Below are 25,169 nucleotides of genomic sequence, written 5' to 3'. Positions count from 1 at the left end.
GCGCAGAGAAAGGCAACCACAACGTGTGGCTGCCTAACGGAACCTTATCGTGTTGCAGAGTGAGCCGTAGCCAAGGCTTGCTGGCTAGTTTTGCGGGCAAAGTATTTCAGCAGCACATTGAGCATCACGCCATAAGCGGGCAAGAAGAACAACATACAGATCAGCAGCTTGAAGCTGTAATCAACTAAGGCGATTTCCACCCAATTGGCGGCCATAAAGGGATCAGTACTGCGATAGAACGCAATAAAGAAGAACGCCATGGTATCGCTAATATTGCCAAAGAACATTGCGGCAGTTGGCGCAACCCACCAAGCACTGCGCTGGCGCAGCCGGTTAAACACCTGAACATCCAGAATCTGACCGAGCACATAGGCCATAAAGCTCGCCGCGGCAATACGGGCCACGAACAGGTTGAAAGTGGTTAACGCTGGGAATCCTTGCCAACTCCCCTGATAGAACAGGGCTGAAATCAGGTAGGAAATCAGCAACGCGGGCACCATGACAGATAAAATGATCCGGCGTGCCAAGGGCGCACCAAAAATCCGCACAGTCAGGTCGGTCGCTAAAAAGATAAACGGAAAGGTAAATGCCCCCCATGTGGTGTGAAAACCGAAGATAGCGATCGGTAATTGCACCAAATAGTTACTGGAGGTAATGATGACAATATGGAATAGCGATAGCCATACCAAAGCGGTCATCCGCTGTTGGGGTGTAAACGAAAACATAAATGTGACCTTTTTGGTTATTGGGGTGAGGGAACCCAAACAAAATGTACCGTATTTTTACGGCGCGGCGGCATGATACCCGTTTGCGCAACGAATGCAATGGTTAATTTTAGCGCAAACGTTAGCGGTACTTGCACCTAAAAATCGACGGGGTAAACTGTCTCGCTTAATAAAGGCAGTCGCTTCGTAAAGACAGTCATTTCAAAAAGACAGTCGTTTCGTAAAGCCTCCCGTCTCGTAAACCCAACTGCCGCATAAAGCGCGATGCGTTTTCGTCAGGAAGCTTACCTTTATTTCTACAGTTTTACGCTGCCACATACTGACCGACAAGAGAACCGCCATGACCGATATTTTTGCTCATCCCGATAAAACACTTGATGCATTGGGCCTGCGCTGCCCAGAACCGGTGATGATGGTCCGTAAGACGGTCCGGCACATGGAAGACGGTCAAACGCTGCTTATCATCGCTGATGATCCCGCCACCACCCGTGATATCCCCGGTTTCTGTCGCTTTATGGATCATCAGTTGTTAGCGCAAGATACTCAGCAGACGCCATATCGCTACCTACTCAAGAAAGGGGCAAAAGTCGGCTGATTCGCCCCTTGGCCGATGAGACTTAATTATCCTTTTTCCGTAGTAATCTCAGCGCATTAGCGGTGACTAAAGCGGTGGCACCTGAATCGGCTAATACCGCCATCCACAAGCCGGTTAAGCCTAGCAGAGTGGTGACCAAGAAAACCCCTTTCAGCCCTAACGCGATAGCAATATTCTGGCGGATATTGGCGTTAGCGGCACGGGATAACAAAATAATGTCCGCCAGCCCAGTGAGCCGATTATGGGTCAGCGCGGCATCGGCGGTTTCCAACGCCACATCAGTGCCGCTGCCCATGGCAATACCAATACTGGCGGCTTTCATTGCTGGCGCATCATTGATGCCGTCCCCGACCATCACCGTCGGCTGGGCTTCATTGAGTGCCATCACGGCCTGAACCTTATCGGCCGGCAACAGCCCTGCGCGGTAATCAATCCCCAGTTCGTTGGCTATTGCCGCCGCAGCCCGTGGGTTATCGCCCGTTAACATCACACCCTGAATACCCAAGTTTTTGAGCGAATCAATGGCGAGTTTAGCATCGGCGCGCAGTGTGTCACGTAGCGCCAGTAAGCCAATAAATGCCTGATTTTCCAGCACCGCGACGGCCGTTTTACCTTGGCTCTCAAGCTTGTCGAGTTGCTCCTGCCATTCACCTGATATTAGCCCCTCAGGCAGTTTACTGGGTGCGCTAACACGCACGAGAAGCCCGTTGACTTGACCTTCAACCCCCACGCCAGCCAGTGCGCGACGTGCTTCAGCCAGTGGCAGCAGTGGGGTGTTTTGTTGCGCTCGTTGCATAATCGCGACGGCTAATGGATGTGGGGAACCGGCTTCGACTGCTGCTGCCAATGACAACAGGCGAGTCTCACTGACACCTGCCACCGGCAGAATATCGGTCACTTTCGGTTTGCCTTCTGTCAGCGTACCGGTTTTGTCGAAGGCCACGGTTTGAATGCGCCCCAGTTGTTCCAGTGCGGCTCCACCTTTGATTAGAGCGCCGCGCCGCGTGGCGGCTGCCAAGGCAGAAGTAATGGCTGCTGGTGTAGAAATAACCAACGCACAGGGACAACCAATCAACAGTAAGGTTAACCCACGGTAAATCCAGCTCTCCCAAGGCTCGGCGAAGGCTAATGGCGGGATGAGTATCACCAGTACGGCAAGAAACATAATCGCTGGCGTATAAATACGGCTGAAGCGGTCGATGAAACGCTCAATCGGGGCGCGACGTTCTTCTGCTAATTCAATGAGTTGCAAAATACGGTCAATGGCATTATTCCCAGTCTCCGAAATCACCCGCATTTCAGTGGCGCGATCAACAGATAAACATCCTGCGGCGACTTTCTCACCTTGCAAACGTTCAACCGGAATCGATTCCCCGGTCAGGGCGCTTTCATCGAAACTGGCGAACGGAGTGATTAATTCGGCATCTGCGGGTAGGCGGCCACCTGGGGCTACCTCAATGATATCGCCGGGGCGCAAACTGGCCACCGGAACCATGATTCGCTCACCGTTTTTCAACAACAATGCTTCTTCCGGCACCAATGCCATGAGTGCTTTGACACCACGGCGCGCGCGGTTTGCCGCATAGGACTCCAGCAACTCACCAATCATAAACAGCAGCAATACCATCGCGGCTTCAGCGGTAGCACCAATAAACAAGGCTCCGATAGCCGCAACGGTCATCAAGGTTTCGATGGCAAAAGGTGTGCCTGTGCGAATGAGTTTCCAAGCTTTGCTGGCGATAGGAATCAGCCCGACTAGGGTCGTGGCGGCGAAGGCCATCTCAGCCCATTCGGCGCTGTAAAAAGAGATTCCCCAACTGATGAGCATCAAGAGGGTTAATAATGCGATTGGCAGATATTCGCGCAGACGCGATTCGGACGCTGCGACCTTGTTCTCAGTTGGTGATTGGGTATCGACCAAACTGAAACCTGCTTGTTTGACGGCTTGCTGGACTTGCAGGCGGATATCCATACGTGCATCAACCACTAATTTTTCTGTGGCAAACAGCACTTTGACATTTTCAATATCGATCTGACTACTGATGGCATTTTCAATTTTTCGCGCGCAGCTTGGGCAGTCCATCCCTTTGACTTGCCAGCTAAAACGCTGACTGCCAGCGGGCGTCGCTGCCGTCAGTATGTCGCTTTCGTCATCGCCTTCTTCGGTATGGCTCTGACTACAGCAACCTCCATTACCGTGTGAGTGCTCACTTACTGAGCTTGAGCTGTCAGTGCTGGTATTAGTTACTGCTGAGCTGCTACAACCCACCTGCTTTTTAGCATGAGTATGACCACAGCCACAGTTGTTTTGTGTATCCGTTGAGTGATTATGTTCAGAATGTGAATGCATCATAGCCTCCTTCACAGGATTTGTTCGGTGTAAGAGCACTCTACACCTTAGAGTCAACTCCAGAGTCAATAGTGCGAATGAGAAGTATCGCTAAATAGGTGTTCTGATATCAGGGAGGGATGGTTAAGGGGGGGATGTCACTTGTATCTCAATAATGAGTTCCTTCCTTGGAACCCTGTGTCGTATCAATCGATTTAACCGTGTTACGGCACTCACCTATTTTACTGGCTCACTAATGATTCACTCACTAACAATGCAAACTGATAGCGAGAGTGGCCTTATAAATACAGCGACCGGACAATCAAGAAATGCCCGACAAAATAGCAACCTGCGACAATGGCATCTGATGCACGGAAAGAAAAACGATAGCGATTCAACAACCAAATGCTATGGGAAACCAGTAAGAACAATGTCCCTGCCAGTAAAGAGAAACTCATGTCTGTGCTGCGGGCGAAGTACTGCTCACCTGCCATCCAAACCATCAATAACGTCATACCGACCAAGGCAACGACGGGCCAACGCATCTCATCCAATTTTGTCCAGACAGTCGCGAGCAGTAAGGCACCGATGATGATTAAAACCAAAGGCAACGGCCAGAAGAACGTAAAGGTCATCTGGCTGGCAAAGCTGATGGTATACAGTAAATGAGATAGGAAGAACGCACCTAGAGCATAAAGTAAGCGCTCACTGGGTAGCAGCAATAAGGCATCGGCAACTAAGGTCGCCAGTAAGCCCAGGACAATCAGATAACCGGCAGGGCCAAGAACGGGTGCTTGCCAAGCAAGTAAGAGTAACAGTAACAGGGTGACGGGTTTGAATACCCAACGCTGCCAGCGTGGGCCACGGTAAGTTGCATCGACAAACAACCAACCAGAAAAGAATACGGCAAGGAATGGCCAGCTCATTATTTATCCTTTTTTCTATGCAGGTTTCAGCGAGATACCTGACTTGTCATAAAAAAGACGCAACGGCAATAACATCAAACATATACCTGAATAAGTGTAAAGGATGGAGGGCAAGAGCGATAGAGACGAGATGCAGGATTTGTCTGTTTTATGACACATAATGCGTAGCAGTACGCATAATCAGATATCGCGGTAGAATCAGCCTGTGCGGGTCTTGGTCTTGTTTGGCCCACATGATATGTTAACGCCGATTTCATTCCGCTAAATCAAGGGATAGAGGCAGATAACGCCATGGCTAATGAACAGTTACTTTATCGTATCCAATTTATGAATAACGGTAAGAATTATCAGCTTTATGTCCGAGAAGTCGGGCCGAGTACTTTATTTGGATTTATTGAGATTGCTGATTTTGTCTTCGATAGCCAATCAACATTGTTGGTGGACCCTTCTACAGAAAAACTGAAAACAGAGTTTTCAGGCGTTAATCGTAGCTATATCCCTCTGCATTCCGTGATTCGTATTGATGCAGTGACGGAAAAAGGCAGCGCGCGGATCTCTGAATTGGGCAGTAATGTGATGAGTTTCCCTTATCTACCAGGCAATAAGCCCTAAGGTCTGTCAAAGAAGCTCATTATTCACGTTTGAACAAGGTTTTTCGGGTCATCCCTTATGAGTAAACCGCCCTTATTATTGATTGCAGTCGTGGTGTTGATCGCGGTTCTAGCGACTCGCCAGTATTGGCAGAAAAAAAAGCAGGATGCAGAAAACGATCGTTCGCCAGTACGTAGTTTGCAAGTCGAAGTGGCAGAAAAGCGGGAAGTGCTGGCACCTAATCGCCGCTCCCGTCAGCGCGAAGAGATTGTTGCAGAGGAAAAACGCTACGAGGTGTACTTCCAGCCGCTTCTCAGCAGCATCGATGCCTCAACCGACAGTCAAATCAAAATGATCGTACCGCAGCAGGAATTCAACCGTATAGAGCAAGGTGCAAAGGGAACATTACGTTTACAAGGCACCCGCTATATTGGTTTTGCCCCAAATTAAATCGCGGCAACAGTTAATCACGTGGCAACAGCTTAGAAATAACCGTTTAGAACGTTGTGACATCACGCCGCATTATTTTTTAGGCAGCGGCGGTTGTTTCTTTTGCCAAGCCAGTAATTCGAATACGCCGAACACAAAAATTTTAAACTGTTGCAAGCCGCTGATCGGTTGGTCTTTCGGCTGAGTTGATTTGAGCAGAACCAGTTGCAGGCCGTGCATCAGCACCATGAATATCATGGCAACATTGATGAAATACTTTAAGGGAGAAGGGAACGGCTGGAACAGATTCAGCAGTAAGAAGAACCATACCCCTAACATCAATAAGCGGCCGAGATTAATCCACATGGTGTTGCTCCTGTTCTTCAACTGAGTCCGCGTTTAGGTGAGTCTCTTGGTGGCGTATATAGAGGCGATAGGCCACTTGTCCCGCAATCTTCTCACGGTGCAATTGCCAATTGGCCGGAACATCGGTGGCCGCGCTTTCTGACTCGGCTTCGACATAAATCCAAGCCTCGGGTGTCAGCCAGTTAAATTGTTCCAGCAAATTGATGGTTTCAGCCAACAAGCCTTGGCGAAAAGGGGGATCAAGGAATACCAAATTGAAAGGTTGCCCCGGTTGAGCTAACCACTGAAGCGCGTTGGTATTCACAACTTGCCCATTTTCGGCGTTCAGTAACGACAAGTTATTGTTCAATTGTTTCGCAACGTACCGGTCAGATTCCAGCAGCGTAGCTTCGTGAGCATAACGGGATAACGCTTCTAGTCCTAGGGCACCGCTACCGGCGAAGCAATCAAGGCAGCGAACACCTTGAATCATAGGGGCAAGCCAGTTAAATAGCGTCTCCCTGACGCGATCCGTGGTGGGGCGCAGCCCTGGGCTATTGGGGACAGGTAATTTACGCCCCCGCCATTTGCCGCCAATGATACGGATTTGTCCTGCGGACTGTTGCGGTGCTTGTTTGTCTTTTGCTGTTGGTCGCTTTGCCATAAGTCGCTTTGCTTGAAAATTGGCCAGTATTGCAGCACTGAATAAATGAATTGGTTCTATTCTACCTATGTGTGCAGTGCTGAGGAAAGGTTATATCCTCGTCGACTATGAAGCGCGATGGGGTGAGCTGCTTATCAACAGCGTTAATCCGTTTCGAGAAGGTTTTCCTGATTGAATTCACAATAGAAAGCAGCATCGTGCGCGTGTTGCTGTTCAGGGGAAAGTGATAGACTGGCGAACTATTATCTTATTTATGTAAACCCAAAGTAATTAGAGTCCAAAATGGCAAAAGAAAAAAAACGCGGATTTTTTTCCTGGCTGGGTCTTGGCCGTCAGAGTGAAGAACAAACAGCAGAGCCATTGGCTACTGACAAAGAGAGTGTTGCTGGTGAAGCTGAGCAGCAGTCTATCCACGAACAACAGCCGATCGACGAACAAGCGTCGATCGCCAATGAGCAAGCTACTCGCGATGAACACGCGGAAGCTGTTCCTGAAAGCGCCTCAGTTGAAGAAGTTGAATCACGCGAACCGGTAGTCGAACATTCCGCAGTCACACCAGGTGAGTGGGACAGTGCTGTTATTAGTGAAGCTGCCGCTGAAACGTTGCCGGAAGTCGAGGCTGAACCAACAGCACAAGTCGTTGATGAACCGATTGATTTCTCTACCGAACCTGAATATTTGCAGCATCATTTTTCTGCCAGTCAACAGGAGAGCGATAATGTTGCACAGTGGGATGAAGGTACGGTTAGCGCGCCAGAGTTGCCGATAACAGAAGAGAATATTGTTATCGATGTAGTCGAAACATCGGCATCGCAAGCGATTGTTGACGAAGTTATCGTCGAAGAAGACGTAGAAGAAGATATTGAACCAGAAGAAGAACCTGAACACATCATTGCTCCCGTTGCCGCGCAGGAACAAGAGCGGCCAACGAAAGAGGGTTTCTTCGCGCGGTTAAAACGCAGCTTAATCAAAACCAAACAGAATCTCGGTTCTGGTTTTATGGGGCTGTTCAGTGGTAAGAAAATCGACGACGATCTCTTTGATGAGCTAGAAGAACAGCTCCTAATCGCCGACGTTGGTGTTGAAACGACCCGCAAAATCATTACCTCGTTGACTGAGCATGCTAGCCGGAAGCAATTAAAAGATGCCGAAGCGCTCTATGGCAAGCTCAAAGAGGAAATGTCCGAAATTCTGGCTAAAGTAGATAAACCATTGGATGTCAGTGGTAAAAATCCGTATGTCATCTTAATGGTCGGCGTCAATGGCGTGGGTAAAACAACCACCATCGGTAAGCTGGCGCGTCAATTCCAAGCAGAAGGTAAATCGGTGATGTTGGCTGCGGGTGATACATTCCGCGCCGCAGCGGTAGAACAGCTGCAAGTCTGGGGTGAGCGCAACAAGATTGCCGTGGTTGCTCAACATACCGGTGCAGATTCAGCGTCGGTCATTTTCGATGCCATTCAGGCGGCTAAAGCCCGTGGTATTGATGTGTTACTGGCCGACACCGCAGGGCGTTTACAGAATAAAGCTCATCTCATGGAAGAGCTGAAGAAGATTGTCCGCGTGATGAAAAAGCTGGACGGCGATGCCCCACATGAGGTTATGCTGACGTTAGATGCCAGTACCGGACAAAATGCGGTCAGTCAGGCAAAACTCTTTAATGAAGCAGTGGGTCTGACTGGGATTACACTGACTAAACTGGATGGTACCGCTAAAGGCGGGGTTATCTTTGCCATTGCAGATCAGTTCGGTATCCCTATCCGTTATATCGGTGTTGGGGAAGGTATAGAAGACTTACGGCCATTCAAGGCTGACGATTTTATTGAGGCTCTTTTTGCCCGAGAGGATTAATACGGATGATTCGCTTTGAACAGGTCAGTAAAGCTTATCTAGGCGGACGGCAGGCGCTGCAAGGGGTCGATTTTCATCTGCGCCCAGCGGAAATGGCGTTTTTAACCGGCCATTCAGGGGCAGGGAAAAGTACGCTGCTGAAACTGATTTGTGGTATCGAGCGCCCCAGTGCTGGCCATATTTGGTTTGGTGGTCACGATATCAGCCGCTTGAAAAACCGCGAAGTGCCGTTCTTGCGCCGCCAGATCGGGATGATCTTCCAAGATCACCATCTGCTGTTGGACAGAACGGTTTACGACAATGTTGCCATGCCTTTAATTATCGCCGGTGCGAGCACGGAAGATATCCGCCGTAGGGTATCTGCGGCACTGGATAAAGTCGGGTTACTGGACAAAGCGAAGAACTTCCCAATTCAGCTTTCCGGTGGTGAGCAGCAACGTGTCGGTATTGCCCGTGCGGTGGTAAATAAGCCAGCAGTATTACTGGCGGATGAACCCACAGGCAACTTAGACGATGCACTATCTGAAGGCATTTTGCGCTTATTTGAAGAGTTTAACCGTGTGGGCGTGACTGTCCTGATGGCAACTCACGATACGTCGTTGATTGCTCGGCGGCGCTACCCCATTCTGACGTTGAGTCAGGGGCGGATGTTAGGAGCGCATCATGGCGAATAATGCACAAAAAGCAAAAACCAAGGCGCTGAAAGGCGGGTGGCGCGAACAGTGGCGCTATTCTTGGGTCAATGCGATTGCCGATATGATGCGTCAACCCTTAGCAACGCTGCTAACGGTGATGGTTATTGCTATCTCACTGACGCTGCCAAGTGTCTGTTATATCGTGTGGAAAAACGTCAGTCAGGCCGCGGATCAATGGTATCCCACCCCGCAATTGACGGTTTATCTGGATAAGGCACTGGATGATAATGCGGCTGAAAATGTTGTCACTACACTGAAAGCAGAAGCCGGTGTTGAAAAAGTCAATTATCTGTCGCGAGAAGAAGCGATGGGCGAGTTCCGCAACTGGTCTGGTTTTGGCGGTGCGCTGGATATGCTGGAAGAAAACCCGCTACCAGCCGTTGCCATCATCACACCTAAACTGGATTTCCAAAGCTCAGGCACACTGGATACCTTGCGTGACAGAGTGAGCAAAGTCGAGGGTGTCGCTGAAGTTCGCATGGATGACAGTTGGTTTGCCCGCTTGGCTGCGCTGACGGGGTTGGTTGGTCAGGTTGCGGCGATGATTGGCGTCTTGATGGTGGTCGCAGTGTTCTTGGTCATTGGTAACAGTGTGCGGCTCAGTATCTTCAGCCGTCGCGATACCATCAATGTGATGAAGCTCATTGGCGCGACTGATGGATTCATTTTACGGCCCTTCCTGAATGGCGGGGCGATGCTGGGTTTCGGTGGTGCAGTGCTGTCGCTGATTCTGTCTGAAGCACTGGTGTGGAAGTTAGGCTCGGTGGTCACGCAAGTAGCGACGGTGTTCGGCACGAGCTTTACACTGCATGGCTTAAGCTGGGATGAATCACTATTGTTGGTGTTGATCTCCGCCATGATCGGTTGGATCGCAGCTTGGTTGGCAACGGTACAACATTTACGCCGATTTACACCGCAATAAAGAATGTTTGTTATACTCTTTTCCTGCGGTGTTCAGTTAACGCAGGGAAAGAGGCACTGCTTACCACTAAATGATATCGATGTTTCCTGCTACACGCCGTCAGTTCCCTGTGAAGATCCACTGCAAAAAATGTGATCCAGTTTGAACTTTTATGGCAACATCCGGTCGAACAACACAGTGAAATGATAAGGTGCCCAGCGCTTGAATCTGCATAAGCAGATGCTAAAATATCTGCGCTGAGAGAAATCTGCACTATAGCCAAATGCAATGAGAGGGTTTTGAATGACCAAAGAAATGCAAACTTTAGCCTTAGTACCCCAAGGTAGTCTGGAAGCCTATATTCGGGCTGCCAACGCCTATCCAATGCTGACAGCAGAGGAAGAGCGGGAGCTGGCTGAACGGCTGCATTACCAGGGCGATCTGGGAGCGGCTAAACAGCTTATCCTGTCTCACCTGCGCTTTGTCGCTCATGTTGCCCGTAATTATTCTGGGTATGGTTTGCCACAGGCTGACCTTATCCAAGAAGGTAATATTGGCTTGATGAAAGCGGTTCGTCGCTTCAACCCTGAAGTCGGGGTGCGTCTGGTGTCCTTCGCGGTACATTGGATCAAAGCAGAAATTCACGAATATGTTCTGCGTAACTGGCGGATTGTTAAAGTCGCGACCACCAAAGCTCAACGTAAGTTGTTCTTTAATCTGCGTAAAACCAAGCAGCGTTTGGGCTGGTTTAACCAAGATGAAGTCGAGTTAGTTGCCAAAGAGCTGGGTGTGACCAGTAAAGATGTTCGCGAGATGGAATCACGTATGTCCGCTCAGGATATGACGTTCGATCCTTCTCCAGATGATGAAGCGCGTGACGGCCAATCTATGGCTCCAGTCCTGTATTTGCAGGATAAAACCTCTGATTTTGCCGATGGCATCGAAGAGGATAACTGGGATAACCACGCAGCAGATAAACTGGCTTATGCGTTGGAAGGCTTGGACGAGCGGAGCCAGCATATTATCCGCGCACGCTGGCTAGACGATGAGAACAAGTCTACCTTGCAAGAATTGGCCGATCAGTACGGCGTTTCTGCCGAACGTGTTCGTCAGTTAGAAAAAAATGCGATGAAAAAATTACGTATGGCAATTGAAGCCTGATAGGGCGTAACAGCGATTGCGATATGACAAAGGGCGATAGTGATATCGCCCTTTTGCTTTTCTGATATTGGCGGCTAATTATCGCTGCCAGCCCTGATTATCACGGCTAAACCCGCAGGCAAGCATAAAACCCTCTAGGGCTGCGAGATTTTCAGCGGTGACCTGCTTATCGCTCATCACCCAGTGTTGAGTTGATGGTAGCTGGCGTAGCGCCTCTTCAATTAGGTATAACCCTACACCCCGCCGACGAGTCACCTCCCTGACACATAAATCCTCTAGTCTGGCTTCTTGGCCATCCACGACAATTTTCACAGCCCCGAGTAGACGCTCATTGAACCGTGCCGCAAAGAGTGGCTTACCGTCGCTAATCCATTGTTGCCAGTTAGCTTGCTGCTGCCCCGGCCAAATCTTGGCTAAATCGATAAGATCTTGATGAGTAAGGGTAGTGAGTCGTTCAATTGTCAGTTTCATCGTCGAGAGACCATAAAAAAGTAAAGGATATTATGCTGTGGTTTATTGTACTAGATCACAGACCAGAGTGTTGTGTAAGTTTTTCTGTACGTCAGTGGGGGAAAATGTTTTTTCGATACTGCATTTTCCGAGTTTTAACAGAGTAAATGATCACATAAGTAGCATAAGCCACTATCATTTGAGTAAAACCCATTCAATTTAATCCTAATTTTATGCTGTTTACACCGCTTGTTTCTGCTTGTCTTAGTTGATTTACAGCATAAAACTCCTGTTTAATGACATGAAAAATAAAGTCTTATTTGAGAAAAGCTTCAATTTTGAGACTAAATCATTATTACATATGAATAAAACGTTGCAGCACGATAAAACGTTAAGACCAACACAACAAGCACGCTCACAATGACAGATGGGGAATTCGCGGATGAAATTAACGAAAGGTAAAATGTTACTGGCTGGGTGTATCGCGATGGCGATGAGCCATTCTGCTCTGGCGGAAGACATTAAAGTTGCCATTGTTGGCGCAATGTCCGGCCCAGTTGCCCAATACGGTGACATGGAATTTACCGGTGCACGTCAAGCTATTGCTGACATCAATGCCAAAGGTGGAATTAACGGCAATAAACTGGTCGGCGTGGAATACGATGATGCCTGCGACCCAAAACAAGCTGTTGCTGTCGCGAACAAAGTCATTAACGATGGTATTCGTTATGTTATCGGCCACCTGTGCTCCTCTTCTACTCAGCCTGCTTCAGACATTTATGAAGATGAAGGCGTGATTATGATCACCCCAGCTGCGACAAACGCCGATCTGACCACTCGTGGCTACAAAATGATTATGCGCACCACCGGCTTGGATTCTGATCAAGGCCCAACCGCCGCTAAATACATCCTTGAAACCATCAAGCCTAAACGTATCGCGGTAGTTCACGATAAACAGCAGTATGGCGAAGGTCTGGCGCGTTCAGTGCGTGATAGCCTGAAAAAGCAAGGTACAGAACCTGTGCTGTTTGAAGGTGTGACTGCCGGTGATAAAGATTTCTCCACATTGGTTGCTCGTCTGAAGAAAGAGAACGTGGATTTTGTCTACTTCGGTGGTTACTACCCAGAGATGGGGCAAATTCTGCGTCAGGCTAAGCAAGCAGGCCTGACCGCTCGCTTTATGGGACCAGAAGGTGTGGGCAACTCCTCACTGTCTAACATTGCAGGTGACGCTTCTGAAGGCATGCTGGTGACATTACCGAAGCGTTATGACCAAGTTCCAGCTAACCAACCTATCGTTGACGCGCTGAAAGCGAAAAAACTGGATCCAACTGGCCCGTTCGTCTGGACCACTTATGCCGCACTGCAATCGCTGACAACAGCGATGGACCGTGCCGGTAGCCAAGAACCCGCCGATTTGGTCAAAGATCTGAAAACTGGCAAACCGGTTGAAACGGTAATGGGTCCATTGAGCTGGGATGAGAAAGGCGATCTGAAAGGGTTTGAGTTCGGTATTTTTGAATGGCATGCGGATGGTTCATCTACCGCAGTCAAATAACAATAATATTAGAAACATCAAGTTATAGGGTTGTTTATGTCACAACCCGTCCCCTTCAACCAATTGCATCCCCCCACGTTCCGGGGGGATTTTTCTCCTCTGCACACAGTAGATTAGACGCAATTGGCTAGGGCAGCCAGGTAAGTGAATCAAAGGGTTAGGGTATGTCAGAGCAGTTTCTTTATTTTCTGCAGCAAATGTTCAACGGCGTAACGTTGGGCAGCACGTATGCGCTGATCGCCATCGGTTACACCATGGTGTACGGCATCATTGGCATGATCAACTTTGCTCACGGCGAAGTGTATATGATCAGTAGCTACGTCTCATTTATCGTGATCGCCGCCTTGATGATGATGGGGATCGATGCCAGCTGGCTATTGATCGGCTGTGCCTTCCTGGTCTCCATTGTGATTGCCAGTACTTATGGCTGGAGCATCGAGCGAGTGGCCTATAAGCCGGTTCGCAGTTCTAAGCGCTTAATTGCATTGATCTCCGCGATCGGGATGTCGATTTTCCTGCAAAACTACGTCAGCTTGACGCAAGGCTCGCGAGATCTGGCACTACCAAGCTTGGTGACTGGTCAATGGACATTGGCTGAGGTTAATGGTTTCGCTGCAACTATCAGCACCATGCAGTTAACGATTTGGATTGTCACCTTCCTCGCCATGTTGGCGCTGACGCTATTTATCCGCTATTCCCGTATGGGCCGCGCTTGCCGCGCCTGTGCTGAAGATTTAAAAATGGCCAGTTTGCTAGGTATCAATACGGATCGGGTTATCTCTCTGACGTTTGTTATTGGTGCATTGATGGCTGCGGTTGCGGGTGTATTGCTGGGGCAATTCTATGGCGTGATTAACCCATATATTGGCTTTATGGCTGGTATGAAGGCATTCACGGCGGCAGTGCTGGGCGGTATCGGCAGCATTCCAGGTGCGATGATTGGTGGCTTGATTTTGGGCGTGGCGGAAGCACTGACTTCTGCATATCTCAGCACTGAATACAAAGATGCAGTGTCATTTGCATTACTAATTGTTGTGCTGTTAGTCATGCCTACTGGGATCTTAGGCCGTCCGGAGGTTGAAAAAGTATGAAACAACTCAACTTCGTTAACGCCATTATCTCCAGCTTTGTTCTGCTTGTTCTCGCCTCGTTTGTGATGGGGCTACAGTTACAGTTAGATGGCACTAAACTGATTGTGCAAGGCGCGTCAGAAGTCCGCTGGTTGTGGATTGGCGCGGCATGTATTGTGGTCTTTTTCTTCCAATTAGTGCGTCCAGTCATCCAACAAGGCATCAAAAAAGTCTCAGGCCCTGCATGGGTACTGCCGAGCTTTGACGGCACCACGCCTCGCCAAAAACTGTTAGCCGCGGCGATTATTATTGCTGCAATAGCATGGCCATTTTTGGTGTCTCGGGGTTCGGTCGATATTGCCACATTGACGCTGATTTACGTCATGCTCGGGCTAGGATTGAACGTCGTCGTGGGTCTGTCTGGCTTACTGGTCTTGGGCTATGGCGGTTTTTATGCCATTGGTGCTTATACCTACGCATTACTCAATCACTATTACGGCTTAGGTTTCTGGGAAAGTTTACCTTTAGCAGGGATTGTCGCCGCGCTGTCTGGTTTCTTATTGGGCTTCCCAGTATTACGTTTGCGCGGAGATTATCTGGCGATCGTGACACTCGGCTTTGGTGAAATTGTCCGTATTTTACTGCTCAATAATACAGAAATTACCGGTGGCCCAAATGGGATTAGCCAAATTCCAAAACCTACGCTGTTTGGTTTGGAATTTAGTCGTACAGCAAAAGACGGTGGTTGGGATACCTTCCATAATTTCTTTGGCCTGACATATGACCCAAGTGATCGCATCATTTTCCTGTATATGGTGGCGCTGTTACTGGTGGTTTTGACCTTGTTCGTGATTAACCGGTTGCTACGGATGCCATTGGGTCGGGCATGGGAAGCGTTGCGCGAAGATGAGATTGCCTGCCGCTCACTGGGCCTGAGTCCAACCAAAATTAAGCTGACGGCATTTACCATTAGTGCTGCTTTTGCTGGCTTTGCGGGGACATTGTTTGCCGCACGGCAAGGCTTCGTTAGCCCTGAGTCCTTTACGTTTGTTGAGTCAGCCTTCGTACTAGCAATTGTGGTTCTTGGTGGGATGGGGTCACAGTTCGCGGTTATTTTGGCTGCGATATTGCTGGTGGTTTCGCGTGAATTAATGCGTGACCTCAACGCTTATAGCATGTTGTTGTTGGGTGCATTGATGGTGTTGATGATGATCTGGCGTCCGCAAGGATTGTTACCGATGAAACGGCCACAACTGAAGCTGAAAGTTGCCGATATCGACGCGAAACAAGGGGAGAAAGCATGAATACGCAACCTTTGTTAACCGTTGAAGGGCTGTCAATGCGGTTTGGTGGATTGCTGGCGGTCAACAACGTTGGATTGATCCTTAATCAGGGAGAAATTGTCTCGCTGATTGGCCCGAATGGGGCGGGGAAAACCACCATTTTTAACTGCCTGACCGGATTTTACCGCCCGACTGGCGGCACGATTAAGTTACGTGATCGTCATTTGGAAGGGCTGCCAGGCCAAGTGATTGCCCGTATGGGCGTGATTCGGACTTTCCAGCACGTGCGCTTATTCCGTGAAATGACGGTGATAGAGAACCTGCTGGTGGCGCAACATCAGCACCTGAAAAGTGGCATATTTGCCGGTTTGCTGAAAACGCCAGCATTTAGACGCGCAGAAGCTGACGCACTAGAACGTGCAGCAACTTGGCTGGAGCGAGTCGGGTTACTCGACTTGGCAAACCGACAGGCGGGGAATCTGGCCTATGGTCAGCAGCGCCGTTTAGAAATTGCTCGTTGCATGGTCACTCGCCCTGAGCTGTTGATGCTCGATGAACCCGCAGCAGGCCTGAACCCAAAAGAAACGGATGAACTGAATCAGTTGATTATGGAGTTACGAGGCCAGCATCAAGTTTCAGTGCTGCTTATTGAGCATGATATGAAGCTGGTCATGGGAATCTCTGACCGCATTTATGTCGTGAATCAGGGAACGCCATTGGCGCAAGGCAAACCCGCTGAAATCCGTGATAACCCGGATGTGATTCGGGCCTATTTGGGTGAGTAAGCTTATGTTGGGTAAATGGAAAGCGGGCGAGGCATAATCATAACATGTTGTCATTTAATCAAGTTTCAGCCCATTACGGCAAAATTCAGGCGCTACATCAGGTGAGTTTGCATATTCAGCAGGGCGAGATCGTTACCCTGATTGGTGCCAACGGCGCAGGTAAAACGACCTTGCTGGGGACCTTGTGCGGCGAACCTCGCGCGACTGAGGGCAGTATCATCTTCGGTGAGCAGGATATTACCGACTGGCAGACCGCTCGCATTATGCGTGAAGCGATCGCGATTGTGCCGGAGGGTCGACGGGTCTTTTCTCGGATGACAGTGGAAGAGAATCTGGCGATGGGCGGTTTTTTTGCTGATCGCCAGCAGTATCAGCAGCGCATTGAGCGGGTCTACGATTTGTTTCCACGGCTGTTTGAGCGCCGTATTCAGCGGGCAGGTACGATGTCCGGTGGTGAACAACAGATGTTGGCGATAGGCCGTGCTTTGATGAGCCAGCCTAAATTGCTGCTCTTGGATGAGCCGTCTCTGGGATTAGCGCCGATTATTATTCTACAAATATTTGATACTATTCAGCAGCTAAGGGAAGAGGGGATGACCATCTTCTTGGTTGAGCAGAACGCAAATCAGGCGCTAAAATTGGCTGACCGGGGCTATGTTCTGGAGAATGGCCGTATTGTTTTGGAAGATACCGGCGCAGCGTTACTGGCAAATGAGGCAGTGCGTTCAGCGTATCTTGGCGGTTAATATTCGGATTAGCATTCCCCTGTGATAAGGCCCGTTTTCGGGCCTTTAGCTTATTACTAAATTGAACACCTTTTGATAATTCACCGTTGCGACTTGTTTGCTGGTTTATTCTTAGGCCCCATGCGCATCACGCCTCAGGGGTAATAGTAAAATTCAACGTGTCACTATAATGACCCTCATCGATATTGGTATCAGTATTGTAAAGCCGTATTTTGGGTGACCAGCACATCTGTTCCATATTGTTATTATTATTGCTTAACTGAATAAACTTTTGGTCTTTTGGCAGATCGAAATCGGATTCAGAATTTTCAATATGTTTCATTCTCACTTTGTAGTTAATGGCGTGATGACCTGCTTTTTCTTTTAATTGAAAATACTGATTATTTCCCGCTAACCCATTTAGATTACTGGCCTTAATCATATAGCGGTAACCGCTTACCCCCAGAGCACGATAATGGAGACAAAACCGACTCGCTATTGGGCTGACGAGTGGGGCGTGAACGGATTGTCCATTGGCCATGCTTTCAAGCAAATGGTCCAAGTCCACTGATTTTAATTGCCATGTTTCCGAGGTTAAGCGGAATTTTGGATCAACTCTTAATGCCTGCGGCGCAATACCGAGTTGTGGGTCAAATAATTCGCATCGATTACCTAATGAGTTAAATGAAACACCTTTTGATGAAAGTAACGGATATTCTTCCTTATTGGCGGTTAGTATCCCGCCAACCGTCGCACCGATTCTTATGCTTTTAAGCATATTGGGACGAATGGTAAATGACACAGCATAATTCACGATGTTATTTGTTTTAAATTTTATGCCTCTAACACTATTACTGAGGTTAAGAGGTGATGTGCCATTGAGTGAGATATTGCTAATGTCCTGAGGCTTAATAGTTAAATCTGGTGTTCCATCAGGAAGATAAAAATAGAGAGAAACTAAAGCACCTTTGTGTTTCAATGCAATAATTTCAGTGTTAGGTTGGTTAATTATCCTAGCCCATTCACGTAAATGTTTAGTATGTATACTATGATTAGTTTCTCCTGATTCGTAAATATATTCGCCCGTGTCCGTTCGTCGCTTATAGGACATATTATTAGCCAGATGTGCTCTAAAATAGACTTCAACACTGTTGTCATCTAATAGTTTAATTGAGCAATGGGTATAATTTTTAACGTAATTGTTGTAAAAATAGGGTTCCGCCATCGCCGTGGAGGCGACTATCGAGAGTAATAGACCAATAAATAAGTACTTATTCTTAACGTTCACTTCATGTCGCTCCATGACGATTAGCTGTTGGTTTCAAAAATTAATGTTAACTTCCCATGATATTTCCCAGCAGTACCTTGCCCACTAGGTGCTAATGCAGAAATATGTAATAGATAATCAGCACTCGTCAGGCTTGCAGTACCGTTATTAACAGTAAATACTTCTGGCGTAGTCGATAAAAGTTTTATATTGGCACGATCTTTCCCCCAACTTATTTTGGCGGGTGAGAATAGGTGCTGCGATGAATGGGCCAATTTTGTTTCCTGACGGAGTATTAGTGGTGCCTTGATTGAAACCTTGAAGCCGTCTTGCCGCCGTAGTTTGACTCTCACAGGAACCTCTGCCTGAAATAGACGTATATTTTCTGGGTTATGGCTCAGCTTTATATTGTGATACCAGCCACCCGTGGGTTTCTCAATCTCAATTCTAGGTTGTGCGGTGACGTCTAATTTGACCTCAATCTCCCCTAGTTGAATCGGTACCACAGCTAACACGGGCTGCCAAAAGAAGAGCAGGAATAAGGTGCCTATTTTCATTATTTTCATAACGTTCCTTGTTTTAATCTGCCGTGTTCGATTTCATATTACATTGTAAATTAAAGGATTCATCCTCAATCATACCTTTGACCTTATCAGTAGCCAGCTGTCTGTGTTGATCGGGATAGAGGTTAAAATCATCAATTTTATGGTCTTTAATATCGAGTTGGTGCCATCGTAAGCGGAAGTTTCCCGTATTGTGTAATTCGACTGATCCGTTGATACAGCGATGCTGCCACTGTTGTGTGAGTGAGGTTGGTAAATACCGGACCAATCCCATATAGCTGAGTTGCACCCCTAAGACCGCCCCATGGCCTCCACTTATATGCAGGTTTTTTTCAGGCGCCACAGATAACCGATAGACCTCTTCTTTTTCCGGTGCCTTGAGGGCTTTCAGCACTATTTTTCCACTTTGTTTAGGACCAAGGATTAACTTAGCGGGAACCGCAAATAGCGACGGTTGCGGTTGCTCACCAACAGAGGTTAATGACTCTTGATCGGGCGATACGCCGGGGTTATTGATCTGATACAGCTGAACAGTGACATACTCGGTTGTCAGGCTGTGATTGATAACATTCACCACCGCATTGGCTTGTCGCATCTCCAGCACATGGGGCTGAATATCGATTGCCCCAAAAACGCGAAATGGCAGCAAACTAACTGCAATGAAGATCAAACGGTTCATTGTTTACCCTCCCGCTAAGCTGTTTCACTGGCAAGGTAACCGGTGTACCGGCGTATACATTCAAGCTATTCGCTATTTTGGTCTGATCTTGAGAGGTGAGTTCTGTCAATTTACTGTGAACGTTGCCCGTAGAGCTAAGTACTAGGTTGTTATCAGGCAAGCATTGATGTTGCCAATGGCGTGTTTGTGCTGATAACAACGGCACATGATGAATGAGTATTCCATAACCGATACTGATGGTCATGGGCGCATGGATCTTGTTTTTATCTGTGCTGATGCCAGTGACTTTAGTTTCGACAATTGGCTCTATATAAAGTCGGTATAGGGTTTCCTGTTCCGGTGATTTTAACGGTAACAGCTTAATATCCCGTTTCTGTTTAGGCCCTAACGTAATCCGACTGGGATTAAAAATGATTTCTGGTTGAGAAATGTGACTGATTAGCGTCTTTTTCTCTGAACTTGCGCCGGGGTTATCAACCCGTAACAGTGAGATATCTAAATAAAGTGGCTTATCACCGCTGTTATAAACTTGAATTGTGCGATGTTGATCCAGTGCTTCAACCGTTGTACGGGTAGGGATCGCCACTAGCTGGGCATAAGTTGTAGTTATCGAGTTGAGTAGCAAAATAGCGATTAATAATTTCATGTTTCTCATAGTAATTCCTGTTGAGATTGAATGAGGTCACAGCGATAAATATGATCACGTTGCTGACGCATATCGCAGCGATACAGGGTCGAACCGCTTTGGACGGTAATGTTGCTTAAAATGGTGCTTGAGCTGATTGAGAACAGCCCATTAGGGTGGACGTTATCACCTGTTTCCTGGATCACCCCTGTCACCGGTAACCCATTAACATTTTTGAGGAAGCCGTTATAAAGTAGCTCTAAAGTAATATCCGCTTTGCTGGAAAAGACTTGCCCTGGATGAGCGCGCACGATATTGACGGGCAATTGGATATGCATATCGAGGTCGCTGCGGTCATTATGGGTCCGGATAAAGTAGCGGTCTTGATAGCGGGGAAGGGGAATAGCGTACCGGCCCGCACCCGTGATGGGATGCCCTTCAGCGTGGAAACTATAAGATGTACCTGATAATTCAGGTGTTTCAATCAGTAATGCCGAACCGCTATAGCTGCTACGACCCAGAGCCATCCCTTGCGGACTAATGGCTAACATCCCGTTGAAACTGAATCCACCGTTGGCGATTTTGCTATCGATACCTGCTCGAGCGGATACATCGCCACGGCTACCAGTACGATGAACAAAGCTACCGATACTTTGGCTATTCCTGCTGGTACTGCCATCAATGCCTAACGAGCTGTTGCCATGGCTATCAGTGAATTCCTTCTGATAACTGGCACTGGTGGTCAATTGCTGTTGCGCATAAGCGCTGTTGATATTGGCACTACTTTGGCGTAGTGAGAATGTCGTGTTGAGAAAAACACTGTAATCGTTAGTACGGTCGCCACTCGCATTATTCAGGCTGATCCATTGGCTCCCTTTCTGTATGCCGAGTGATAAATTCAGGCCAAATTGTGGTTGCCGCCAATCCCAACTGCTTTGAAGCCGATGCTGTCTATTATGTTGATATTGATTAAATTGATAGCTGAGTTGTGTCGGGCCAAAACGGCGACTATAAGAAACCGATGTGCTCCCGTAGCTGGGTGCATATATCGATACATCGGGTGTTTGATAACGGGCGACAGAGAGATACCCTAGTGCTGTATTCCCACCGTTTAAGCGCAGATAACCACCACCGTGTTTTTCACCTGACATCATGCCGAGGCTAGGGGTGATAGTCAGGTCAGCGAAACCCCATGGTCGCGATATATTCCCTTCAGCAGCCCAGTGCTGGGCATTGTCTTTAAGCAGCGAGATATTGGTTTGCAGGTTTTCAATCTTCATACTGCGACCAAATTGCACTAAGTAAGGGGAGGTTCGATGATGGGGAGTACTGCCTTTGCCCATCGTGACAAACCATCCATAGTGGGTTTGTGCACTGATATTACTGATGATTTGGCTTTCTTGACTAACGATGCGGCCAGTGTGGTCCACTAAACGAATGTCAACGTTGTAATAGCCACCGGGGAGTTGATTGTAGTTAATTTCATTGCGGCCTAGCTGTGCTGGAATGCGGCGAATAAGCTGGTTATCGCGGTAAAATTCATAATCTCCCTCTGTCGTGGCATACAACACTAAACTACCTGCAGATAGCCTATCTAGGGCTAGATAGCTTTGGCTACCCAAGGTAATAAATTGGTTTAAGGCTGGGTTAATGAGGGTGTTGATACTCCCCGCGCTGTTATCCAGATTGTTTTGCTTCCCTACTCGGAAATAGAGCGCCTGAAAATTTTTTTGCAGATAGCCACTATCAATGCCTTTTTGAGTGTGATGTTGGTATCGGGGGATATTCCACTGCTGATCACTATTCTTTGAACGGGTGGTGTTATAAAACCAATTAACAAAGCCATAAGATTGTAAAGGTAAGCCAATATAACCTTGCCCACGGCCGGATATAGCCCGATAATTCTTTGCCGTCATTCGTAAGTCAAAAGATTGATTATGCACCAACCCCCATGTCGTGGATGGCATCAGATAGCGGTTGTTATTATTATTGATAGTGATGACATTATTAACTTTATCCAGCATGATGTTATGACCTGACAAAATATAGTCACAACCCGTTTTACACTGTAAATATGGAATCTGAGGTAAGATCTCGTCTAATAACAAGATTGATTTATCACCTATCTTGTTAAGCTGATACTTTTTCTTATCGAAGGTTAATTGTTGCTTTTCTTCTGAGTAAAAAATTGGCGCGGGAAGTGTTTTACCATCCAACACACCCAGTAATTGCAATGTATTGTGCTCTTCAACCGGTGAGAACCCTGGCGGGATGAGATGCTCAATGGTGATATCTTCGGCATGGCCTGAGCTTAGTATAAGAAGTAATATCGTTGAAAATATTATTTTATTGGTTTTATTTTTCACTGGATTCCATTCCGTTTACAAGATTAATAATATGATTAAGCATCTCCCTAATAGACGTGTTGTTGATCTTGTTGATGATCAAGATTGGGTTTGCAATCGTATTGTTATGTCAAAAGGAGCAAACAGCCAAGAGACTAATTCCTGGCCGTATGTTATCTGTAATTAAGTGAAGCGACTTTTTACTTAATTAAGCTTCTGATTCAAGCACCAATTTGAGCGTTCCGGAATAAGTCCCTGCTGCTACGGCCGGTTGCTTGGCAGTTATGGTTAAATCACCTGCAAACTGCTTCGCTGCTAGGTTAAAAGAGCCATCACCGGTAGTAATATCGTCACCATTAAGTGTGATGCTGTGGTCAGTAAATTCTTTAGTATTATCGGTTGAGTCAACTAGCTTAAAATCTTCTGCAAGTTTAATTTTGACTTTAGGGTCTGCATTGGTAACTATTATTTTAATACCTGTGGTGTTTGTATAAGAGCCATCATTTTTGGTATAGTCATAGTCCAGTTTTATATTATCAAGCTTTGTGCCATTAGCTTTCGTTAATTTTATTACATCAATAATTTTAGCTTCAACAGTAATGTTTTTTTCAAAAGGAGCGGCATGAGTCGTTGTTACGCTAAGCAATGCGGCCATGGATATAATGGATAGTAGTGTTTTTTTCATCATAAATACCTAGAAATCTCTTATTGAAATAAACCATTATTAATGGTGGTGATGTTTATTCGTAATGACTTTTGTGAGCTATATATGTAAAGCAACGATTTTTTAGGGTGTTAATAACGTTGCATCAATATATTGGCTGTCAAAAAAGTGGGGCAACACTAGCATGGCATGTAAGTCGTCTCAATAATGAAAACCTTAGATTAAGCTAAAAAAATAACTTAAATAAATAGGCTTAATGAATGCCAAGTTTATATTTAATTCACTAGCCATGGTAATAATTAGATGTAAACCTAATTCAAATTACTTATGCGGTTAATTAAAATCACTCTGAATAAAAGTGTCACTTAATTTCTGCTGAGTTGCCATTTTTCCGTCATATAAAGGTTATATTTCTGTCATGAAAGAGTGTCATGTTTGCCTGCGAACAAAAACTGATTTATTTCGCTCACCGACGCTTATTCATTGATGTGAGCTAGACAGATTTATTCAGGGGCTAGATATGTTTAACAATACCATTCGTAAAACGTCGATTTGTGTCGCACTGACTTTGGCTTTTAGCGCTAATGCCATGGCCGTGACTGAAATCCCTTTCTGGCATTCAATGGAAGGGGAGTTGGGTAAAGAAGTTGATTCATTAGCTGACCGCTTTAACCAGTCGCACAGCGATTATAAAATCATCCCTGTCTATAAGGGTAACTACGAACAAAGCCTTGCGGCTGGCATTGCGGCCTTCCGTTCTGGTAAAGCACCGGCAATCTTGCAAGTTTATGAAGTGGGTACGGCAACCATGATGGCGAGCAAGGCGATTAAGCCTGTCTTCCAAGTCTTTAAAGACGCCAATATTAATTTTGATGAGTCTGTTTTCGTGCCGACGGTCGCAGGCTATTACACCGATGCCAAAACAGGTCATTTGTTGTCGCAGCCATTTAACAGTTCTACACCCGTGCTGTACTACAACAAAGATGCCTTTAAGAAAGCAGGTTTGAATCCGGATCAACCGCCTAAAACGTGGCAAGAACTGGCGGAAGATACAGCCAAACTCCGTGCTGCAGGTTCAAGTTGTGGTTACGCCAGTGGTTGGCAGGGGTGGATCCAAATTGAGAACTTCAGCGCATGGCATGGTCAGCTCATCGCTAGCCGTAATAATGGTTTTGAAGGCACCGATGCTGTATTGGAGTTCAATAAACCCTTGCAGGTTAAGCATATTCAACTGCTGTCGGATATGAATAAGAAAGGTGACTTCACCTATTTCGGCCGTAAAGATGAATCGACCGCGAAGTTTTATAACGGTGATTGTGCCATCACCACCGCTTCTTCAGGTTCGCTTGCTGATATTCGTCAGTACGCGAAATTTAACTACGGTGTCGGCATGATGCCTTACGACGCAGATGCGAAAGATGCGCCGCAAAACGCCATTATCGGCGGTGCCAGCCTGTGGGTGATGGACGGTAAAGATAAAGACACTTACAAAGGCGTGGCCGAATTCTTGCAATATCTGGCTCAGCCTGAAATTGCCGCTGAATGGCACCAGAAAACAGGCTACCTGCCGATCACCACCGCCGCCTATGAGTTGACTAAGCAGCAGGGCTTCTATGAGAAGAACCCTGGTGCTGATGTCGCCACTCGCCAAATGCTGAATAAGCCACCATTGCCTTACACCAAAGGGTTACGTCTGGGCAATATGCCGCAGATTCGTACCGTGGTTGATGAAGAGCTGGAAGGGGTGTGGACGGGTAAAAAAGCGCCTCAAGAAGCATTGGATAGCGCAGTGAAGCGGGGCGACGTCTTACTGCGTCGCTTTGAACAGGCAAATAAATAGCATTATTGAGCAGTGAACTTGCCAGTTTGGGGCAAATATTGGCCCTAAAACTGGCAAGACCAAACGGCTCTCTACCGCAACGCGTACCTTGTTAGATTAACGG

General features: G+C 47.2%; 25 protein-coding genes. 13 read left to right on the top strand and 12 right to left on the bottom strand.

Going from position 1 to position 25,169, the window contains the following annotated elements; translation table 11 throughout:
- Positions 1-44: 44 nt before the first annotated feature.
- Positions 45-725 carry a 7-cyano-7-deazaguanine/7-aminomethyl-7-deazaguanine transporter gene (locus DA391_RS21765; RefSeq protein WP_050874414.1) on the bottom strand — a complete coding sequence of 227 codons (681 nt, stop codon included), beginning with the start codon at positions 723-725 and terminating at the stop codon, positions 45-47.
- Between the two features lie 340 nt (positions 726-1,065).
- Between DA391_RS21765 and tusA the strand changes: the two genes are divergently transcribed.
- Positions 1,066-1,320 (top strand): sulfurtransferase TusA, encoded by a 255-nt coding sequence (gene tusA, locus DA391_RS21760; RefSeq protein ID WP_050083334.1) that lies wholly within the window; start codon positions 1,066-1,068, stop codon positions 1,318-1,320.
- Between the two features lie 22 nt (positions 1,321-1,342).
- On the opposite strand, the gene DA391_RS21755 is transcribed toward tusA, so the two are convergent.
- Both DA391_RS21755 and DA391_RS21750 read right to left on the bottom strand, forming a co-directional pair.
- Complete coding sequence (locus DA391_RS21755) at positions 1,343-3,670, bottom strand: zinc/cadmium/mercury/lead-transporting ATPase (RefSeq protein ID WP_108088199.1); 2,328 nt, start codon at positions 3,668-3,670, stop codon at positions 1,343-1,345.
- 278 nt (positions 3,671-3,948) lie between these two features.
- On the bottom strand, positions 3,949-4,575 hold the full coding sequence (locus DA391_RS21750; protein WP_049608982.1) for a lysoplasmalogenase: 627 nt from the start codon (positions 4,573-4,575) through the stop codon (positions 3,949-3,951).
- 291 nt (positions 4,576-4,866) lie between these two features.
- On the opposite strand from DA391_RS21750, the gene DA391_RS21745 reads away from it, so the two are divergent.
- Both DA391_RS21745 and DA391_RS21740 read left to right on the top strand, forming a co-directional pair.
- Positions 4,867-5,187 carry a DUF1820 family protein gene (locus tag DA391_RS21745; RefSeq protein WP_050083332.1) on the top strand — a complete coding sequence of 107 codons (321 nt, stop codon included), beginning with the start codon at positions 4,867-4,869 and terminating at the stop codon, positions 5,185-5,187.
- Positions 5,188-5,244: 57 nt separating this feature from the next.
- Positions 5,245-5,616, top strand: a complete 372-nt coding sequence (locus tag DA391_RS21740) for a DUF2500 domain-containing protein (RefSeq protein ID WP_050083331.1) — start codon at positions 5,245-5,247, stop codon at positions 5,614-5,616.
- Between the two features lie 72 nt (positions 5,617-5,688).
- Here the strand turns inward: DA391_RS21740 and DA391_RS21735 are convergent, their stop codons facing one another.
- On the bottom strand, positions 5,689-5,961 hold the full coding sequence (locus DA391_RS21735; protein ID WP_019213188.1) for a DUF1145 family protein: 273 nt from the start codon (positions 5,959-5,961) through the stop codon (positions 5,689-5,691).
- Entirely contained in the window at positions 5,951-6,604 is a 654-nt protein-coding gene (rsmD, locus tag DA391_RS21730; RefSeq protein ID WP_050874409.1) for a 16S rRNA (guanine(966)-N(2))-methyltransferase, read from the bottom strand. Before rsmD ends, DA391_RS21735 begins: the two co-directional genes overlap by 11 nt.
- Positions 6,605-6,886: 282 nt before the next feature.
- Here rsmD and ftsY point away from each other — a divergent pair, with 282 nt between their 5' ends.
- From ftsY to rpoH, 4 genes are all read left to right on the top strand, one after another.
- Positions 6,887-8,455, top strand: coding sequence for a signal recognition particle-docking protein FtsY (ftsY, locus tag DA391_RS21725; RefSeq protein WP_050286943.1), 1,569 nt, complete (start codon positions 6,887-6,889; stop codon positions 8,453-8,455).
- A gap of 5 nt (positions 8,456-8,460) precedes the next feature.
- Entirely contained in the window at positions 8,461-9,129 is a 669-nt protein-coding gene (ftsE, locus tag DA391_RS21720) for a cell division ATP-binding protein FtsE (protein WP_019213191.1), read from the top strand.
- Positions 9,119-10,072, top strand: a complete 954-nt coding sequence (gene ftsX, locus DA391_RS21715) for a permease-like cell division protein FtsX (RefSeq protein ID WP_049608997.1) — start codon at positions 9,119-9,121, stop codon at positions 10,070-10,072. Before ftsE ends, ftsX begins: the two co-directional genes overlap by 11 nt.
- A 282-nt stretch (positions 10,073-10,354) precedes the next feature.
- Positions 10,355-11,212, top strand: a complete 858-nt coding sequence (gene rpoH, locus DA391_RS21705; protein ID WP_019213193.1) for an RNA polymerase sigma factor RpoH — start codon at positions 10,355-10,357, stop codon at positions 11,210-11,212.
- A gap of 78 nt (positions 11,213-11,290) precedes the next feature.
- Here the strand turns inward: rpoH and panM are convergent, their stop codons facing one another.
- Positions 11,291-11,683 carry an aspartate 1-decarboxylase autocleavage activator PanM gene (gene panM, locus DA391_RS21700; protein ID WP_050286942.1) on the bottom strand — a complete coding sequence of 131 codons (393 nt, stop codon included), beginning with the start codon at positions 11,681-11,683 and terminating at the stop codon, positions 11,291-11,293.
- Between the two features lie 421 nt (positions 11,684-12,104).
- Between panM and DA391_RS21695 the strand changes: the two genes are divergently transcribed.
- From DA391_RS21695 to livF, 5 genes are all read left to right on the top strand, one after another.
- Entirely contained in the window at positions 12,105-13,220 is a 1,116-nt protein-coding gene (locus DA391_RS21695) for a branched-chain amino acid ABC transporter substrate-binding protein (protein ID WP_019213195.1), read from the top strand.
- 164 nt (positions 13,221-13,384) lie between these two features.
- Positions 13,385-14,311, top strand: a complete 927-nt coding sequence (livH, locus tag DA391_RS21690; protein ID WP_019213196.1) for a high-affinity branched-chain amino acid ABC transporter permease LivH — start codon at positions 13,385-13,387, stop codon at positions 14,309-14,311.
- Positions 14,308-15,594: a high-affinity branched-chain amino acid ABC transporter permease LivM gene (locus DA391_RS21685; protein ID WP_050083326.1), complete on the top strand. Its 1,287-nt coding sequence runs from the start codon at positions 14,308-14,310 to the stop codon at positions 15,592-15,594. The genes livH and DA391_RS21685 overlap by 4 nt, the downstream gene beginning before the upstream one ends.
- Positions 15,591-16,358 carry a high-affinity branched-chain amino acid ABC transporter ATP-binding protein LivG gene (gene livG / locus DA391_RS21680; RefSeq protein WP_050874404.1) on the top strand — a complete coding sequence of 256 codons (768 nt, stop codon included), beginning with the start codon at positions 15,591-15,593 and terminating at the stop codon, positions 16,356-16,358. The genes DA391_RS21685 and livG overlap by 4 nt, the downstream gene beginning before the upstream one ends.
- Before the next feature lie 44 nt (positions 16,359-16,402).
- Positions 16,403-17,104: a high-affinity branched-chain amino acid ABC transporter ATP-binding protein LivF gene (gene livF / locus DA391_RS21675; protein WP_019213199.1), complete on the top strand. Its 702-nt coding sequence runs from the start codon at positions 16,403-16,405 to the stop codon at positions 17,102-17,104.
- A gap of 127 nt (positions 17,105-17,231) precedes the next feature.
- Here livF and DA391_RS21670 read toward each other — a convergent pair whose 3' ends face one another.
- The 6 genes from DA391_RS21670 to DA391_RS21645 form a co-directional block, all read right to left on the bottom strand.
- Complete coding sequence (locus tag DA391_RS21670; protein WP_108088198.1) at positions 17,232-18,371, bottom strand: hypothetical protein; 1,140 nt, start codon at positions 18,369-18,371, stop codon at positions 17,232-17,234.
- A gap of 20 nt (positions 18,372-18,391) precedes the next feature.
- The gene (locus tag DA391_RS21665) at positions 18,392-18,916 is read right to left on the bottom strand and encodes a fimbrial protein (RefSeq protein ID WP_108088197.1); all 525 of its coding nucleotides are present in this window, start codon (positions 18,914-18,916) and stop codon (positions 18,392-18,394) included.
- Between the two features lie 13 nt (positions 18,917-18,929).
- On the bottom strand, positions 18,930-19,592 hold the full coding sequence (locus tag DA391_RS21660; protein ID WP_050083322.1) for a hypothetical protein: 663 nt from the start codon (positions 19,590-19,592) through the stop codon (positions 18,930-18,932).
- Complete coding sequence (locus DA391_RS21655; protein WP_050083321.1) at positions 19,564-20,247, bottom strand: fimbria/pilus periplasmic chaperone; 684 nt, start codon at positions 20,245-20,247, stop codon at positions 19,564-19,566. The genes DA391_RS21660 and DA391_RS21655 overlap by 29 nt, the downstream gene beginning before the upstream one ends.
- Complete coding sequence (locus DA391_RS21650; protein WP_108088196.1) at positions 20,244-22,583, bottom strand: TcfC E-set like domain-containing protein; 2,340 nt, start codon at positions 22,581-22,583, stop codon at positions 20,244-20,246. The genes DA391_RS21655 and DA391_RS21650 overlap by 4 nt, the downstream gene beginning before the upstream one ends.
- A 187-nt stretch (positions 22,584-22,770) precedes the next feature.
- A complete protein-coding gene (locus DA391_RS21645) occupies positions 22,771-23,250 on the bottom strand; it encodes a CS1 type fimbrial major subunit (RefSeq protein WP_108088195.1) in 480 nt (159 codons plus the stop codon).
- A 496-nt stretch (positions 23,251-23,746) separates the two neighbouring features.
- On the opposite strand from DA391_RS21645, the gene ugpB reads away from it, so the two are divergent.
- Entirely contained in the window at positions 23,747-25,066 is a 1,320-nt protein-coding gene (ugpB, locus tag DA391_RS21640; protein WP_108088194.1) for a sn-glycerol-3-phosphate ABC transporter substrate-binding protein UgpB, read from the top strand.
- The last annotated feature ends 103 nt before the right edge of the window (positions 25,067-25,169 follow it).

Origin of the sequence: Yersinia massiliensis (genome assembly GCF_003048255.1) — a bacterium.
Taxonomy (GTDB): Bacteria; Pseudomonadota; Gammaproteobacteria; order Enterobacterales; family Enterobacteriaceae; genus Yersinia; species Yersinia massiliensis_A.
This window is presented reverse-complemented; position numbering and strand designations above follow the sequence as displayed.

What these genes read in the sequence shown, in the direction of transcription:
- ftsE (WP_019213191.1), top strand. Translation starts at nt 8,461, where the DNA reads ATGATTCGCTTTGAACAGGTCAGTAAAGCTTATCTAGGCGGACGGCAG.
- rsmD (WP_050874409.1), bottom strand. Translation starts at nt 6,604, where the DNA reads ATGGCAAAGCGACCAACAGCAAAAGACAAACAAGCACCGCAACAGTCC.
- DA391_RS21695 (WP_019213195.1), top strand. Translation starts at nt 12,105, where the DNA reads ATGAAATTAACGAAAGGTAAAATGTTACTGGCTGGGTGTATCGCGATG.
- ftsY (WP_050286943.1), top strand. Translation starts at nt 6,887, where the DNA reads ATGGCAAAAGAAAAAAAACGCGGATTTTTTTCCTGGCTGGGTCTTGGC.
- DA391_RS21665 (WP_108088197.1), bottom strand. Translation starts at nt 18,916, where the DNA reads ATGAAAATAATGAAAATAGGCACCTTATTCCTGCTCTTCTTTTGGCAG.
- livF (WP_019213199.1), top strand. Translation starts at nt 16,403, where the DNA reads ATGTTGTCATTTAATCAAGTTTCAGCCCATTACGGCAAAATTCAGGCG.
- ftsX (WP_049608997.1), top strand. Translation starts at nt 9,119, where the DNA reads ATGGCGAATAATGCACAAAAAGCAAAAACCAAGGCGCTGAAAGGCGGG.
- DA391_RS21660 (WP_050083322.1), bottom strand. Translation starts at nt 19,592, where the DNA reads ATGAACCGTTTGATCTTCATTGCAGTTAGTTTGCTGCCATTTCGCGTT.
- tusA (WP_050083334.1), top strand. Translation starts at nt 1,066, where the DNA reads ATGACCGATATTTTTGCTCATCCCGATAAAACACTTGATGCATTGGGC.
- DA391_RS21655 (WP_050083321.1), bottom strand. Translation starts at nt 20,247, where the DNA reads ATGAGAAACATGAAATTATTAATCGCTATTTTGCTACTCAACTCGATA.
- DA391_RS21645 (WP_108088195.1), bottom strand. Translation starts at nt 23,250, where the DNA reads ATGATGAAAAAAACACTACTATCCATTATATCCATGGCCGCATTGCTT.
- DA391_RS21745 (WP_050083332.1), top strand. Translation starts at nt 4,867, where the DNA reads ATGGCTAATGAACAGTTACTTTATCGTATCCAATTTATGAATAACGGT.
- rpoH (WP_019213193.1), top strand. Translation starts at nt 10,355, where the DNA reads ATGACCAAAGAAATGCAAACTTTAGCCTTAGTACCCCAAGGTAGTCTG.
- DA391_RS21765 (WP_050874414.1), bottom strand. Translation starts at nt 725, where the DNA reads ATGTTTTCGTTTACACCCCAACAGCGGATGACCGCTTTGGTATGGCTA.
- livH (WP_019213196.1), top strand. Translation starts at nt 13,385, where the DNA reads ATGTCAGAGCAGTTTCTTTATTTTCTGCAGCAAATGTTCAACGGCGTA.
- DA391_RS21735 (WP_019213188.1), bottom strand. Translation starts at nt 5,961, where the DNA reads ATGTGGATTAATCTCGGCCGCTTATTGATGTTAGGGGTATGGTTCTTC.
- panM (WP_050286942.1), bottom strand. Translation starts at nt 11,683, where the DNA reads ATGAAACTGACAATTGAACGACTCACTACCCTTACTCATCAAGATCTT.
- livG (WP_050874404.1), top strand. Translation starts at nt 15,591, where the DNA reads ATGAATACGCAACCTTTGTTAACCGTTGAAGGGCTGTCAATGCGGTTT.
- DA391_RS21685 (WP_050083326.1), top strand. Translation starts at nt 14,308, where the DNA reads ATGAAACAACTCAACTTCGTTAACGCCATTATCTCCAGCTTTGTTCTG.
- DA391_RS21755 (WP_108088199.1), bottom strand. Translation starts at nt 3,670, where the DNA reads ATGCATTCACATTCTGAACATAATCACTCAACGGATACACAAAACAAC.
- DA391_RS21750 (WP_049608982.1), bottom strand. Translation starts at nt 4,575, where the DNA reads ATGAGCTGGCCATTCCTTGCCGTATTCTTTTCTGGTTGGTTGTTTGTC.
- ugpB (WP_108088194.1), top strand. Translation starts at nt 23,747, where the DNA reads ATGTTTAACAATACCATTCGTAAAACGTCGATTTGTGTCGCACTGACT.
- DA391_RS21740 (WP_050083331.1), top strand. Translation starts at nt 5,245, where the DNA reads ATGAGTAAACCGCCCTTATTATTGATTGCAGTCGTGGTGTTGATCGCG.